The sequence below is a fragment of the Youhaiella tibetensis genome (assembly GCF_008000755.1).
In the GTDB taxonomy this organism is placed as follows: domain Bacteria; phylum Pseudomonadota; class Alphaproteobacteria; order Rhizobiales; family Devosiaceae; genus Paradevosia; species Paradevosia tibetensis.
The window spans coordinates 3,903,482-3,918,011 of sequence record NZ_CP041690.1 but is presented as its reverse complement, the minus strand read 5'-3'; the positions used below and the strand labels follow the sequence as shown (position 1 = coordinate 3,918,011).

Below are 14,530 nucleotides of genomic sequence, written 5' to 3'. Positions count from 1 at the left end.
TTTCGTTCCTTTGCGTCTTGGCGACTCAGTCGCCTTCGCCGGGTGCCTCTGAGAAATATTTCTCAAACTTGTCCGCCACCCCGTCCATCTCCTTGGCGTCCGCCGGGGCGTCACGCTTCTCGGTGATGTTGGGCCATACATTGGCGTACTTGGTATTGATTTCAAGCCATTTGTCCAGGCCGCTCTCGGTGTCGGGCTTGATGGCCTCGGCCGGGCATTCCGGTTCGCACACACCGCAGTCGATGCATTCGTCCGGGTGGATCACCAGCATGTTCTCGCCTTCATAGAAACAGTCGACAGGGCAAACCTCGACACAATCCATGTACTTGCAGCGAATGCAGTTATCCGTGACGACGTAGGTCATTTAAGTCCTGGCGAGCGCGGCGGGCGCTCAGGCTTGGCGTTGGGAGTACCCGATCCTGCTAGACCTTTTCGAAAGCGACTGCAAGGCCATGAACGGGCATCATTTTGCCGCGCAGGGGGCCTCGCGCGCAAAGCCCTGCCAATGGAGGGTTTGACAGCGCCCGGGCAAGCCTGTCCTCTCTCCTGCCCGGGGAGGGAAGCATGGCCAGGCTCGATCGCGCGCGCATCCGGACAGCCGCACAATATCTTGAAGAACTCGAGGCCTGCCGGTCCGAGGCGGACGCGGCGGCCATGCAGCGCTATTTCAAGACCGGCAAGGGCGAATACGGGGAGGGCGACGTCTTCATGGGCGTGCGCATGGGCGATGTCTTCCGCCTCGCCAGGCAATCGCTCGAAATGCCGCTTTCCGAAATCGAGACGCTGCTCGAGAGCCCCTTCCACGAGGCGCGGGCCGGGGCGGTCTCGATCATGACCGAGCAATACGGGCGCCGGAAGGCGAGCGATGCCGAGCGGCAGGCGCTGTTCGACCTCTATTTCCGCCGCCACGACCGCATCAACAACTGGGACCTGGTGGACAAGGGCACGGTCTGGCTGGTCGCCCCGCACATGGCCGGGCGCTCCTTCGACCTGCTGCGCCGGCTGGCGCAATCGGACAACCTCTGGGAGCGGCGCTCGGCCATCATGGGTACCATGACCTGCGCCCGGCGCGGCGAGCGTCTGGACGAAGTCTACGAGATCGTGGGCCTGCTGCTGGGCGACCGGGAGGACCTCATCCACAAGGCCACCGGCTGGATCCTGCGCGTCGCCGGCGACCGGGACCGCCCCCGCCTCCTCGCCTTCCTCGACACCCACGCCCCCACCATGCCCCGCACCGCCCTGCGCTACGCCATGGAACATTTGGAAAAGCCCGTGCGGGCGCATTATCTCAAGCTGGGAAAATAAGCGGCTCCACCCCTTCCTTCGCCCCCTCGGGGAGAAGGCGGCGCGCAGCGCCGGATGAGGGGTCTTCCGAACGCTCCGCGCGCGTTGCACGCCCGCCCCCCCTCACCGCCCTGCCGGGCACCCTCTCCCCGACGGGGCGAGGGTTTTCGATGGGGCCCGGTCTGTGGGCGAGGACACACTCCGGACTCGTTCGGGAAGCGCATCTTGCCACCCACATCACGCCAGCACCAAAAATCACCGCACGCGCCGGCCCTTCCTTCGCCCCGTCGGGGAGAAGGTGGCGCGCAGCGCCGGATGAGGGGTCTTCCGAACGCTCCGCGCGCGTCGCCCGTGCGCCCCCCTCACCGCCCTGCCGGGCACCCTCTCCCCGACGGGGCGAGGGTTTTCGATGGGGCACGGTCTGTGGGCGAGGACACACTCCTTCCTCGTCGGGAGGCCGCATCTTGCCACCCACATCACGCCAGGGCCAAGAGATCACCGCACGCGCCACCCCTTCCTTCGCCCCGTCGGGGAGAAGGTGGCGCGCAGCGCCGGATGAGGGGTCTTCCGAACGCTCCGCGCGCGTTGCACGCCCGCCCCCCTCACCGCCCTTTCGGGCACCCTCTCCCCGACGGGGCGAGGGTTTTCGATGGGGCACGGTCTGGGGGCGAGGACACACTCTGGCCTTGGCGAGAAGCCGCATCTTGCCACCCACATCACGCCAGGGCCAAGAGTTCACCGCACGCGCCGCCCCTTCCTTCGCCCCGTTGGGGAGAAGGTGGCGCGCAAGCGCCGGATGAGGGGGCTTTCGATCGTTCAGCGTGCCTCGGAGCCGACGCGTTACTCGCCCTTGAGCCGATCGGTTTCCCGCCGTTCCTTCTTGGTTGGACGTCCCGCCCCGGCATCGCGTTCGGCGACGGGAGCCACGCGGTCCGCCCTGGGCAGGGGCGGAGGTGAAAGGTCTTCGTAGAGCAGGGCTGCTTCGGTCGCGGGGCCGCGTCGTTCCCCGGCGTCGAGGATCTTCCAGACCAGCAGGCGCGTATGCACCGTCATGGTCAGCACGTCGCCGGCGCCCACGCGATGGTCGCTGGCCAGCGTCCGTTCGGAATTGACCCGAACGGCGCCGCTTTCAATGAGCTTTTGGGCCAGCGTGCGCGATTTGACCGCGCGCGAGAAGAAGAGCCACTTGTCCAGGCGCTGGCGGCTCTCCGGCATCGCTACTCGGACTTGGGGTTCTTGAGCGCCAGCAGGGCCGCGAAGGGCGAATCCGGATCGAAAGCCGGCTCGCGCTTCTCGCGCTGGGGACGGTCGAAGTTCTTGCCGCCCTTTCCGGCATTGTCGAACTTGCGCGGCTTGTCGAACCGGCGCTCTTCGCGCGGACCGTTGCCGCGGCCTTCGCCGCGCGGAGCGTCGAAGCGCTGGCCCTTTTCGAAGCGCGGCTTGCGCCCGCCGCCATTGTCGCGGCGGCCGCGGGCCTCCCCTTCACCCTCGCCGGCGCCATTGGCGTGGCGGTGGTTCTGGTGGCGGCGGTTATCGGGCCGGCGACCGGCAGGGAACCAGACTTCATCGAACTCGGGTTCAGCCGGTTCGGCTGGCGCGGCCTCGGCGGCCGGCTGGTCGACACCGAGCGTGGTCTCCTCGACCGGTGCTTCGGCCTCGGCTACCTCGTCGATCTTGACCAGGTCGGATTCGATCTCTTCGGGCGTCTCGGCGGTTTCGAGCAGCGGCGTCTCGGCGCCGCCCTCGGCAACGCCCTCGACGGTGCCTTCCGCTGCAACCGGCGCCTCGACAGGGGCCGCCACCTTGGGAGTGCGGCGCACGCGATAGCCGAGCGCGGAGAGGATGGAGGCGAACTCTTCCCCGGCGCAGCCGAGCAGCGAGGTCATTTCTACGGTAACGCGGAAGCCGTTGGCTTCGGCGGCGCCTGCGGGCAACTCGCCCGAATGGGTGCGGGCGTCGAGCGCGATCAGCGGGCGGATGATGTCGGCCAGGCGCTCGAGAATGTCCACGCGCACGGCGCGCTTGCCCGCCACCTTGAAGCCGGCGATCTCATAGAGATGCGGGTTCACCTCGGGGTCGATCTCGAAGGACGTGCGGCCCGAGAGCACGATATGGGGCAGGTCGGTCACGCCCGGCTGGCGGATGCCGCCGTTCTTGAGCGCATAGAGGATGAGCGCCAGCTCGCGCGGGGCGGGCTTGAGGCTCAAGGGCAGGTAGATGTGGTAGGCGCCGAACTTGATGCCGTGCTTGCGCATCTTGGCGCGCACGTCCTGGTCCAGGCCCTTGACCTCATCGGCCACGGCCTGGCGCGGCAGGATGCCCAGGTGCTCGGAAAGCTGGAAGGCGATGCCGCGGGCGGCGCCATCGAGGTCCGAAGGCTCGGCGAGCGCGGCTACCGATTCGAGCTGGGTGTTGACGTGGTGGCGCAGCCACAGGCTGAGCCGGTCCTGCACGCGCTCCAGCTCGGGCCCGGTCAGCGATTCGTCGGCCAGCACCAGCACGCGCGGACGCAGCAGGTGATCGCCCTCGACCAGTTCGCCCACGATCTCGCCGCGCCAGCGCAGGCGCCCGTCGGTGGCCAATACGATTTCTTCGTTGGGAGCGCCCGACAGGCGCTCGGCACGATTGCGGATTTCGGGCGCGACCGCGCTATCGGCGGCAGCGCGAAGACCTTTGGCGTCTCCGTCGCCGTCCGACCGGGCGAGCGTAAAGCGGAAGCCTTCGATCGTGCCGATGAGGTGACCTTCCAGGGATACTTCACCCCGGTCGTTGATCTGCGGAGATGCCATGCGTCTGTCTTTCAAGTGACGGATGAGAACGCTCGTTCTGCGGTCCACGAAGCGCTGGATCAGCTTTTCGTGAAGCGCGTCGGAAAGTCTGTCCTCTATGTCACGGGTTGTTTCGCGCCAATGCGTTGGATCTTCAAGCCAATTTTTGCGGTTGGCGACGAAGGTCCAGGTTCGTATCTGCCTGATCCTGTTCGACAGGGTGTCAATGTCGCCGCTGATATTGTCGCAGAACCGTACCTGCTCGGCAATCCAATCGGGGTCGACAAACCCGCGCTTTCTGAGATCGGAATAGAGACGTGTGACAATTTCGCCATGATGGGCGGGGGAGATGTCCCGGTAGTCGGGCGTCTGGCACACTTCCCAGAGCAGATGCACGGCCTTGAGGTCCGTGGCGAGGGCTCCCGCTTCGTTGCGGGAAATGAATTCGAGCGCGATCTGGTCGGTCGCGGTGGGCACGCGCGTGAGCGCCTTGTGACGGGGCGTGGCGTCGAGCGAGCGGCGCAGCGAATCGATCGAGGCGAAGTCCAGCTCGGTATTGCGCCACTGCAGGATCTTCACCGGCTCGAAGTCGTGGCTCTCGAGCTGGGCCACCAGTTCCTCGTCGAACGAATCGGTGCCGCCGGTCACCCCGAACGTGCCGTTGCGAACGTGGCGTCCGGCACGCCCAGCGATCTGGCCGAATTCGGCGGCGGTGAGCGGACGGGTCTGGCGGCCGTCGAACTTGGTGTCGTCGGCAAAGGCGACGTGGTGCACGTCCAGGTTGAGCCCCATGCCGATGGCGTCGGTCGCCACGAGGAAATCGACGTCCCCGTTCTGGTAGAGCTCGACCTGGGCATTTCGCGTGCGCGGGGAGAGCGCGCCCATGACGACGGCCGCCCCGCCGCGCTCGCGGCGGATGAGTTCGGCGATGGCGTAGACCTGGGCCGCCGAGAAGGCGACGATGGCCGAACGGTCGGGCTGGCGCGAAATCTTCTTGGAGCCGGCATAGGTCAGCGTCGAGAGCCGGGGGCGGTGGATGATCTCGGCATGCGGCAGCAATTGCCGGATCACCGGAGCCATGGTGGCCGAGCCCATCAAGAGGGTTTCGGAGATCCCGCGTGCATTGAGGATGCGGTTGGTGAAGACGTGCCCGCGGTCGAAATCGATGGCGGTCTGCACCTCGTCGATGGCCACGCATTCCACCGGCATGTCGGTGGGCATGGCTTCAACCGTGCACACCCAGTAGCGGGCGCGCGGCGGCACGATGCGCTCTTCCCCGGTCACCAGCGCCACGGCCTGCTGGCCGACGCGTTCCACCACGCGGTTATAGACCTCGCGCGCCAGAAGGCGCAGCGGCAGGCCGATCATTCCGGAGGAATGGGCCAGCATGCGCTCTATGGCAAAGTAGGTCTTGCCGGTGTTGGTCGGACCCAGCACGGCCTTGAGCGACTGGGAGGGGGAGGAGGCGTCCATTGGTGGGGAATATGGTCTGCGATAGCGGCAAAAGCCAGACCGGGCTTCGGCCTTTCCTTAGCTGTTTGTGACTGTCCTCAACTGGCACGATTGTGGCCGAAAAGCAGCGTCGCGTTAACGCTTAGCACAAAGAGAGAACAAACACAGCCCGAATCGATGAGAATCACTGAATCCGATTTTGTTCACTACTGCATCTAGGGGGTCGTCCGTGTGACAAGGCGCTAAGGCGAGTCTTGCTGACCCATTGGCGCCGCGAGGGCCCCGAAACCCGTTCAGAATCCTTAAATTTGCGTCAAATTTTATCGATTGGTTACCTTCCTTAACGGAACGTTACCACGAAATTCTCGAACTATTTTAAGGGCTTCACCCATCTGCGCCCGGTTTCCGGGGCGGCGGAACGCCAAAATTGTCAAAATAGTTTTTGACGTTCCGGAATGAAACAGAGGCGCCTCGCCGCGACCCTCAGCGCGCGGCATCGCCAATCCCGTTTCGGCGCAGGGAAATTCTCGCCGCGGATGGCCTGCGGCGTTCATGACGTTGAGGGTGAGAAGGAACCGCCTGGCCAGGGCGGCGAGCTCAAGCAGGTGAGCCACGATCTCGCCAGCAGGTCTCCCTCCCCCTTGTAGAGAGGGAACAAGGGTGGGGGAGAAGCGCGCTTGGAGCCTAGGGCTGACCCCCCTCAATCCCTCCCCACAAGGGGGAGGGAGGCGGTGCTGCACCTTCCCAGTAAAAACATGCGGCCGCTGACCCGACTGGGCGCGCGCAGCAACAGCCACGTCCCCGGCGCAAAGCACCGGGCCCACTGGCTTAACACCAACCGTCAGCGATTCCAGGGAAGCGAAGCTACCCCGCTCAGCCCTTCATGCCGGTCAGCACCATGGACAAATCGCCCATCGTAGTGGTCAGCAGCACGCGGTAGGGGACGAAATAGCCGGTCTGGAACACCGGGGCATACCAGACCAGGATGCGGTCGGAATTGGCCAGGTACTTGGTCACTTCGCTGGTGGTGAAATGGCCCGAGACCGGGGTGTAGTGCACGTTGCACAGCACGACCGGGCCCTGGTAGCCGGTGCGCTGGGACGTGGCGACGTCGTCGCGCGCGTAGCTCAGGGCGATGTCGAATCGTTCGACGCCGGTGAAGACGCGCGACTTCTTGGAGCACAGCGACTTGTCGAGCGCGCCGCCCTTGAAGACGAAGGCGGCCAGGAAGTCGTTGACCCCCGAGAGCTGGGAGCGCTCGATCGGCACGCGGTCGACATTGTCCAGGATCGGCGGGGTGACGACGAAACTTTCGACGTTCTTGCCGGCATAGGCGACCTTGACCGAAAAATCCTCGCCATTGGCGCGGGTCAGGATGTCGAACTTCTGGGAGATAAGGTTGGCGCCGCTCGAGGAGCCTGCCGACTGCACGCTGGCCGTGCCGCTGGCGACGATCGAGCCCAGGCCCGCCACCTTGGCGGAGGCGTCGATGGAATAGCGTTTGCCGTCGTCCTTGAGGTTGACCTCCATCTCGGCGATGTTGATGCCGCCCAGCGAGACGATGTAGTTGGCGGTCGCTGCCACGGGCGCGGCGAACGCGGGCATCGAGAAGGCGGCGAAGGCGAAGGCGGCGACGGGACGGAGAAGGCGCAGGCTGGCCAAGGGAACCTCTAGGTTCTTTGCATTTGCCCCCTGGACCGGGGCCGAATCAGCATCCCGCTCACGGTGCCCCCGGATTCGTGCCCTTGCAAGCGCCGATGTCTTGACGGGCAGCCGGTGTTTCTTTATGGAGACGCCAGCTTTTCAGAACACACGATGGCCCGTTGCGGGGCTCTACCCCGCCGAGCGCCGTTTTGACAACAGGATAAGACCAAATGGCACGTCGCTGCGAACTCACCGGCAAGGGCGTTATGACGGGTAACACTGTGAGCCACGCGATGAACCATTCGCGTCGCCGGTTCCTGCCGAACCTCGTCAACGTCTCGCTGATCTCCGAAGCTCTCGACCGCACCGTCAAGCTGCGCATTTCCGCGGCGGCCCTGCGCTCGGTCGAGCACCGCGGCGGTCTGGATGCTTTCCTCCTCAAGGCCAACGACGCCGAGCTCTCGGACAACGCCCAGGCCCTCAAGAAGGAAGTGCGCGCCGCTCTCGCCTCGTAAGCGAAACGCAAACGCGCTAGAATTCGCCGCGCGGCTCCCCAGGAGCCGCGCGGTTTGCTTTTATGAGGGAAGGGAATCGTCCCCTTCCGCCTGCGCCGGTCTGATGCCGGAAGCGCGGCTGACATAGAGGTGCATCAAGATGCTCGCTCACCTGAATACACCCCGGTTCTACTGGGCGGTTCTGGCCATGGTCGTGGTGGTCACGGCCTCCAATATCCTGGTCCAGTATCCGGTCAATTTCGACCTCGGCTCCGTCCATGTCGGGGATATCCTCACCTGGGGCGCCTTCACCTATCCCTTCGCCTTCCTGGTCTCGGACCTTACCAACCGGCATTTCGGCCCCAACGTGGCGCGGCTGGTGGTGGTGATCGGCTTCGCGGTGGCGGTCGCCATCTCGGTGCGCCTGGCCACCCCGCGCATCGCCATCGCCTCGGGTACGGCGTTCCTCGTCGGCCAGTTCCTCGACATTTCGGTGTTTTCGCGCCTGCGGCGCCTGGCCTGGTTCCTGCCGCCCTTCATCGCCTCGTTCTTCGGCTCGCTGATCGATACGGTGATCTTCTTCTCGCTGGCCTTCGCGCCGCTCTTCGCCGGCATCGATCTCGCCTTCGGCATGGCCGATGGCTCGCTGCCCTTCCCGGCGGCGCTGCTGGGCGTGGGGCCGGAGGTGCCGCTCTGGATCGCGCTGGCGGCCGGCGATTTCTCGGTCAAGTTCCTGGCGGCGGCGCTGCTGCTGGCGCCCTACCGGCTGCTCATGGGCCCCATCATGCCCCAGCGGGCGGTTGCGGCCTAATCCGGCGCTTCCACCCTACCCTCGATCCCTCCCCACAAGGGGAGGGAAGCCATGGGCATGAACTTGCAAGAAGGCGGGGGTGATGCCCCTCACTCGGGCAGCGCGAACTCCAGGAGCAGGTTGCGCTCCCAGTCGTTGAAATTGTTGTCCGAGAGCAGGGTAATGCGCACTTCCCCGTCCGGGGCCTTGTGCACGGCCACCCCTTCCATGTTGTCGATATCCCCTCCCGAGGCGCGCAGCAGGATGCGCCCCTCCATGAGCGCGCCCGGTTTGACCTCGGCGGCCGGGATCAGGCGCAGCTGCATGACGAAGGAGAGCAGGGCCGTGCCGCGCTCGAGCACCAGCAGGTCGCCGTTGGGGAGGAAGGCGCAATCGGTCGGGTTGACGGCGGGGGCGGCGGTCAGTTCGAGGTCCCCGCGGTCGGCGCGGCCGAGGAGCGTGGCGGCGTGGTTGCGCCCATAGCGCTCGATGCCCTCGATGATGACCAGGGTCGAGCCGGCGACCGGGGAGGCCGGCGGGGCGATGCACAGCGATTCGATCGACTTGTTGGAGCGGATCTCGCCCATCCACACCGGGATCTCGACATTTTTCGCCGGACCGCCGGGTATGGCGTCGGTGAGCGCGAAGTCGGCCACGCGGGTCAGGTTCTCAAAACCCACGCGCACCGCCACCGGCACGCCGTTGCGCTGCACGACATCGAGCGCCTCGGCGTCGCGGGCGAAGGCCCGCGGCAGGTCGGCACCCTTGGTGTTCTGGATCGGGTCGATGCGGACGCCGACGAGGCTGAGCGGGCGCACCATGTCGTCGTAGAGCAATTGGCCGGTGACGAAATTGCCCCGGTCCGAAACCATGGCCAGCCGGCCGTCATCGCCGATGAAGCCGAGCGAGGAGAGGCCGCCGAAGCCGTCCGTGGAACTGACGAGGTTGAGCCCGCCGCGCCAGATGAGGCCATCGACGCGTTCGCCCACGGCCGCACCGCGGAAATGCTCGATCGGGGTGGCGGTCGCCGCCACGCCCTCGGCGCCGGGCTCGCCGGGGCTCTGGGCCAGAACGGGAAGGGAGGCGAGACCGAGCAGCAGGCCGAACGCTAGCGCGGCCCGCCCGGTCATCGCCGACCGCGCCGCCCGGCCGCCGCCGGGGGCTCCTCGTCAAAGAGCGAGGCCAGCTCGTCGGTAAGAGCGCCCGCCAGTTCCTCGGCGTCGAGCAACGTCACCGCGCGCCGGTAATAGCGCGTCACGTCATGGCCGATGCCCACCGCCACCAGCTGGATGGGCGAACGCGTCTCGATGTCCTCGATCACCTGGCGCAGGTGCGCCTCGAGGTAGTTGCCGGCATTGACCGACTGGGTCGAATCGTCGACCGGGGCGCCGTCCGAGATCACCATCAGGATGCGGCGGTTCTCCGGGCGCGCCAGGAGGCGCTTCTCGGCCCATTGCAGGGCCTCCCCGTCGATGTTTTCCTTGAGCAGGCCTTCGCGCATCATCAGCCCGAGGTTGCGGCGCGCATGGCGCCAGGGCTCGTCGGCGGCCTTGTAGATGATGTGGCGGATGTCGTTGACGCGGCCCGGATTGGCCGGGCGCCCGGCTTCCAGCCACGCCTCGCGGCTCTTGCCGCCCTTCCAGGCGCGGGTGGTGAAGCCCAGGATCTCGACCTTGACGCCGCAGCGCTCGAGCGTGCGGGCGAGAATGTCCCCGCAGATCGCCGCGATGGTGATCGGGCGCCCGCGCATCGAGCCGGAATTGTCGATCAGCAACGTCACCACGGTGTCGCGGAAATCGGTGTCGTTCTCGACCTTGAACGAGAGGGGGGCCATGGGGTCGATGACGACGCGGGTGAGGCGGGCCGAATCGAGCAGGCCTTCCTCCAGGTCGAACGTCCAGGAGCGGTTCTGCTGCGCCATGAGGCGCCGCTGGAGCTTGTTGGCCAGTCGCGCCACGGCGCCGGCCAGGTTTTCGAGCTGCTTGTCGAGCAGGGCGCGCAACTGGTCGAGTTCCTCGGGCGGGCACAATTCGCTCGCCTTGACGATCTCGTCGAACTTCTGGGTGAAGATCTTGTAGTTGAACTGGTTGGTGAGGCGCTCCTCGACCTTGCCGGGCGGCGGCGGGTTCGGCGATTCCTCGCCGGCTTCGGTGGTCGCCTCCTCGTCGGTCTCGGCCATGTCGGTTTCCGAGCCCTCGACCTCGCCTTCCTCTTCGGAAGAACCGGGCTTTTCGTCCTGGTCGGACTGGGCGTCCTGGTTCTCGCCTTCGCCCTGTTCCTGGTTGTCCTCGTCGGACTGGCCCTGGTCGGGGTTCTGGTCGGCGTCCTCTTCCCCGTCCTCGCCGTCGTAGTCGTCCAGCTCGCTGTCGGGCACGAGGTTGAGGTCGCGCAGCAGCGCCTTGGCGACCTTGGCGAAATCGTCCTGGTCCTCGAACCGGCTCAGCAGGTCGTCGAGCGAGCCGCCGGCCTTGTTCTCGATCTCGTCACGCCACAGGTCGACGATGGCGTGGCCGGAGGGCGGGATGGCGACGCCGGCGATCTTTTCGCGCAGCATCAGGCCAAGCACCTCGGCGAGCGGGGCGTCGTTCTTGTCGGAGACCTCGGCGAAATTGGCCCGGAACAGCCGGTCCTCGAGCATCTCGGAAATGTTCTGGCCCATGCCGGGCATGCGCACGACGCCAAGCGACTCGCAGCGGGCCTGCTCGAGTGCGTCGAACGCGGCACGCGCGATCGGGTCGGAGGGCGCGCGCTTGCGGTGCTTTTCGGGGTCGTGGCTGGCCAGGCGCATCGCCATGGCGTCGCCCTGGCCGCGGGCAATGGCGATATCGCGCCGGGTCGGCAGGCGGGGCAGGTTGGCGAGCCGGGCCTTGTCCGAAGTCAGGATCGGGCGGTCGGCGGTGAAGCTCACCTCGAGCTCGGGCTTGCCGCCGATGGCGCGCACCGTCGCTCCCACGGCCGACTTGAAGGTCGCCGTCTGGTCGGGTCTGTTGCCTTTGTTGCGCGGAGCTTGTGCCATCTTCGGTCCGGTGGTCGGTTAGCGTCCCATTTCGACGCGGGTCGAAACGAGCAGGAGTTGCGGGCGCACGACCTCCTCGGCAAGGCCCGGCTTGGCAGCCAGTTCCTCGGCGGTCGGCCCCCATTCGTCCAGGGCCTCGATGAGGAGGCCATGGCGCCGGAGAGTGTTCACCATCGTTGCGATGGTGCGGTGGTATTTGACGACGCCCTCGGCAATCCAGTTGGTGAGCCGGGGGCCTTCCACATTGTAGTCGCTGATCGCGTAGGCGCGCTTGCCCGCGCCATCCGTGATCCAGTCTGGATTGGCCCGGGCGGCGAAGATCGGGTGCTCGGTCGTAAAGACGAACGCCCCGGCCTCGCCGAGCGCGGCGCGCACCTTGCGGCAGAACGCGTCGAAATCCTCGAGGTAGTGCACCGCCAGCGTCGAATAGACGAGGTCGTAGGCATCGGCCGCCGGCACATAATCTTCCAGGTTGGCCTGCACGTAGGTGATCGGCATGTCGCCGGTCCGCTCGCGCGCCGTCCTGAGCATGTTTTCGGAAAGATCGACACCCAGAACGCTCTCGGCGCCGTTCTCGATGGCCCAGCGTCCGAAGGCGCCGAACCCGCAGCCCAGGTCGAGAACCCGCTTGCCCCTCACATCGGGCAACATGGCCTTGAGGGCAGGCCATTCCGGTGCGCCCGCCAAGCCGAGGCGGGAGCGCGGAATCTGGCTGTAACCCTCAAAGAAGGCCGTGTCGTCGTAGATGTTCTGGGCCAACGGGCATCTCCAGGGAGATCAGGCGGTCACCGCCAGGTTGGCCGAGGATTCGGGCAGGTCTTCGCCGAACACGCGCTGGTAGAACTCGGCCACCACGGGGCGTTCGAGTTCGTCGCACTTGTTGAGGAAGGTCAGCCGGAAGGCAAAGCCGATATCGCCGAAGATCTGGGCGTTCTCGGCCCAGGTGATCACGGTACGCGGGCTCATGACGGTGGAAAGGTCCCCGTTCATGAAGGCCGAGCGGGTGAGATCGGCCAGGCGCACCATGTTGGAGACGGTCTTCTTGCCCTTCTCGGTGGCGGCATAGCTTTTGTTCTTGGCCAGAACGATGCCGACTTCCTTGTCGTGGGGCAGGTAGTTGAGCGTCACCACCAGGCTCCAGCGGTCCATCTGGCCCTGGTTGATCTGCTGGGTGCCGTGATAGAGGCCGGAGGTATCGCCCAGACCGATGGTGTTGGTGGTGGCGAAGAGGCGGAAGGCCGGGTGGGGCGTGATCACGCGGTTCTGGTCGAGCAGCGTCAGGCGGCCGGCGACTTCGAGCACGCGCTGGATCACGAACATCACGTCCGGGCGGCCGGCGTCGTATTCGTCAAAGACCAGCGCGATGTTGTTCTGCACCGCCCAGGGGAGAATGCCGTCGCGGAATTCGGTGACCTGCTTGCCGTCCTTGAGGACGATGGCGTCCTTGCCGACCAGGTCGATACGCGAGACGTGGCTGTCCAGGTTCACGCGCACCAGCGGCCAGTTGAGGCGCGATGCGACCTGCTCGATATGGGTCGATTTGCCGGTACCGTGGTAACCCTGCACCATGACGCGGCGGTTGAAGGCGAAACCGGCGAGAATGGCGAGCGTGGTATTGCGGTCGAACAGGTAATCCGGATCGGCCGGCGGCACGTGCGCGGTCGGTTCGGCATAGCCCTTGACCACCATGTCGCTGTCGATACCGAAAAGGTCACGGACCTTGTATTCGGTGTCCGGCAAATTGGTGAAGTCAGTCATAATCGAAGTCCCTCGAGCAGGGTGTTAGGTGGGCCGTCACAAATCGGACAGCGGGCTCTATAGCAGTATTGGCGGCTAGGGCCTAGCGTTGATGATGGGCATCGCGGTTGGCGCGCCCCCACCCTTGTTCTCCCCCCACGAGGAGGAGTGAGACCTTCCGGCTCGACCGTGCCCCAATGCATCCCTCCCCCTCGAGGGGAGGGACTGAGGGTGGGGGCAGCAATCCCTGAGAGGCCTCAGTGCCGGGGCCCGTCTCGGCCTAGCGCGTCACGTACCCGGTATTCTTCAGATGCGTATAGGCCACGATGATGGCGCGCAGCCGGTCTTCGGAGGAGCGGTCGCCGCCATTGGCGTCGGGGTGGTGGATCTTGACCAGGGCCTTGTAGGCCTTCTTGATCTCGTCGGACTTGGCCACGCCTTCCAGGCCCAGCGCCTCGAAGGCGCGCCGGTCGAGTTCGCCCAGCGGGCGCTTGCGCTCGGTCTTGGGCCCGGCCGACTTGTTCTGGTAGCGCTGGTAGCGTGCGAAGACGTGGAAGGGATCGTGGAAGCGCTCGCCGCGCGCGTAGGTTTTCGAGCCCTTGCCGGGCCGGTTGGGCTGCGCGCCCGGGCCGGGCTTGGCGCCCATGCCCCAGGTCGGCCGTCCGTCGGTCTGGGTGGTGCGGGAGACATAGGCCTCCACGTCGTCCTGGCTCATGCCCGAGAAGAAATTGAAGGCGATGTTGTAGTGCCGGACGTGCTCCAGGCAGAAATGGTGGTACTCCCCCTCGGCGCGATGGCCTTTGGGGGCGCGATAGAGGCCCGCTTGGTCACAGCCCTCCCAGGCACAAGGCGGGGCTTCCACCTTGGGCTCTTCCTGGTGCCGGGGCCGGATGCGGATGGCATCGAACAGCTTGGAATCCAGTTTCATTGCGCCTAACTACAACCCGAACCGATAACTAAAGATTGCGACTTCCGATGTCCGTCCGCGACACCATGATCGAGAAACTTTCCGTCAAATTTGAGCCCGAGCACCTCGAGGTGATCGACGACAGCCACAAACATCGTGGCCATGCCGGCTGGCGCGAGGGCGGAGAAACGCATTTCCGCGTCAGAATCGCGACCCGGCATTTTGCCGGGATGACCCGCCTGGCGCAACACCGCGCCGTGATGGAGGCGCTCGACGCCGAAATCAAGGGGGGTGTGCATGCCCTGGCGATCGAGGTGCTGCCGCCCGGCGCCCCCACGCAATTGCCCAGGGATATCGCCTGACGTCACGCCTAGATCGGGTATCGATCGGCGCAGTGCAAGCCGCATGCGCCACAATTTACCGCGATCCAGCCCCTTG

The 14,530-nt window shown here is 65.9% G+C and carries 13 protein-coding genes; 4 read left to right on the top strand and 9 right to left on the bottom strand.

Annotated features, from left to right (window positions below):
* Window positions 1-25: 25 nt before the first annotated feature.
* Complete coding sequence (gene fdxA, locus FNA67_RS19140) at window positions 26-364, bottom strand: ferredoxin FdxA (protein ID WP_147657643.1); 339 nt, start codon at window positions 362-364, stop codon at window positions 26-28.
* Between the two features lie 200 nt (window positions 365-564).
* On the opposite strand from fdxA, the gene FNA67_RS19135 reads away from it, so the two are divergent.
* Window positions 565-1,305, top strand: coding sequence for a DNA alkylation repair protein (locus tag FNA67_RS19135; RefSeq protein ID WP_147657641.1), 741 nt, complete (start codon window positions 565-567; stop codon window positions 1,303-1,305).
* Window positions 1,306-2,124: 819 nt separating this feature from the next.
* Here the strand turns inward: FNA67_RS19135 and FNA67_RS19130 are convergent.
* From FNA67_RS19130 to FNA67_RS19120, 3 genes are all read right to left on the bottom strand, one after another.
* On the bottom strand, window positions 2,125-2,499 hold the full coding sequence (locus FNA67_RS19130; protein WP_147657639.1) for an RNA-binding S4 domain-containing protein: 375 nt from the start codon (window positions 2,497-2,499) through the stop codon (window positions 2,125-2,127).
* Window positions 2,500-2,501: 2 nt separating this feature from the next.
* On the bottom strand, window positions 2,502-5,525 hold the full coding sequence (locus FNA67_RS19125; protein ID WP_147657637.1) for a helicase-related protein: 3,024 nt from the start codon (window positions 5,523-5,525) through the stop codon (window positions 2,502-2,504).
* 852 nt (window positions 5,526-6,377) lie between these two features.
* A complete protein-coding gene (locus FNA67_RS19120) occupies window positions 6,378-7,166 on the bottom strand; it encodes a DUF3108 domain-containing protein (RefSeq protein ID WP_147657635.1) in 789 nt (262 codons plus the stop codon).
* A 212-nt stretch (window positions 7,167-7,378) separates the two neighbouring features.
* Here FNA67_RS19120 and rpmB point away from each other — a divergent pair, with 212 nt between their 5' ends.
* Both rpmB and FNA67_RS19110 read left to right on the top strand, forming a co-directional pair.
* Window positions 7,379-7,663 (top strand): 50S ribosomal protein L28, encoded by a 285-nt coding sequence (gene rpmB, locus FNA67_RS19115; protein WP_035033267.1) that lies wholly within the window; start codon window positions 7,379-7,381, stop codon window positions 7,661-7,663.
* Between the two features lie 139 nt (window positions 7,664-7,802).
* Window positions 7,803-8,453, top strand: coding sequence for a VUT family protein (locus tag FNA67_RS19110; protein ID WP_049706683.1), 651 nt, complete (start codon window positions 7,803-7,805; stop codon window positions 8,451-8,453).
* Between the two features lie 89 nt (window positions 8,454-8,542).
* Here the strand turns inward: FNA67_RS19110 and FNA67_RS19105 are convergent, their stop codons facing one another.
* From FNA67_RS19105 to FNA67_RS19085, 5 genes are all read right to left on the bottom strand, one after another.
* Entirely contained in the window at window positions 8,543-9,562 is a 1,020-nt protein-coding gene (locus FNA67_RS19105) for an esterase-like activity of phytase family protein (RefSeq protein ID WP_147657633.1), read from the bottom strand.
* A complete protein-coding gene (gene cobT, locus FNA67_RS19100) occupies window positions 9,559-11,448 on the bottom strand; it encodes a cobaltochelatase subunit CobT (protein ID WP_049706681.1) in 1,890 nt (629 codons plus the stop codon). Before cobT ends, FNA67_RS19105 begins: the two co-directional genes overlap by 4 nt.
* 18 nt (window positions 11,449-11,466) lie before the next feature.
* Window positions 11,467-12,207, bottom strand: coding sequence for a class I SAM-dependent methyltransferase (locus FNA67_RS19095; protein ID WP_147657630.1), 741 nt, complete (start codon window positions 12,205-12,207; stop codon window positions 11,467-11,469).
* A gap of 18 nt (window positions 12,208-12,225) precedes the next feature.
* Window positions 12,226-13,206 (bottom strand): cobaltochelatase subunit CobS, encoded by a 981-nt coding sequence (gene cobS, locus FNA67_RS19090; RefSeq protein ID WP_049706679.1) that lies wholly within the window; start codon window positions 13,204-13,206, stop codon window positions 12,226-12,228.
* Window positions 13,207-13,465: 259 nt separating this feature from the next.
* Window positions 13,466-14,113 (bottom strand): J domain-containing protein, encoded by a 648-nt coding sequence (locus FNA67_RS19085; RefSeq protein WP_049706678.1) that lies wholly within the window; start codon window positions 14,111-14,113, stop codon window positions 13,466-13,468.
* 47 nt (window positions 14,114-14,160) lie between these two features.
* Between FNA67_RS19085 and FNA67_RS19080 the strand changes: the two genes are divergently transcribed.
* Complete coding sequence (locus FNA67_RS19080) at window positions 14,161-14,454, top strand: BolA family protein (RefSeq protein ID WP_049706677.1); 294 nt, start codon at window positions 14,161-14,163, stop codon at window positions 14,452-14,454.
* Window positions 14,455-14,530 lie beyond the last annotated feature (76 nt).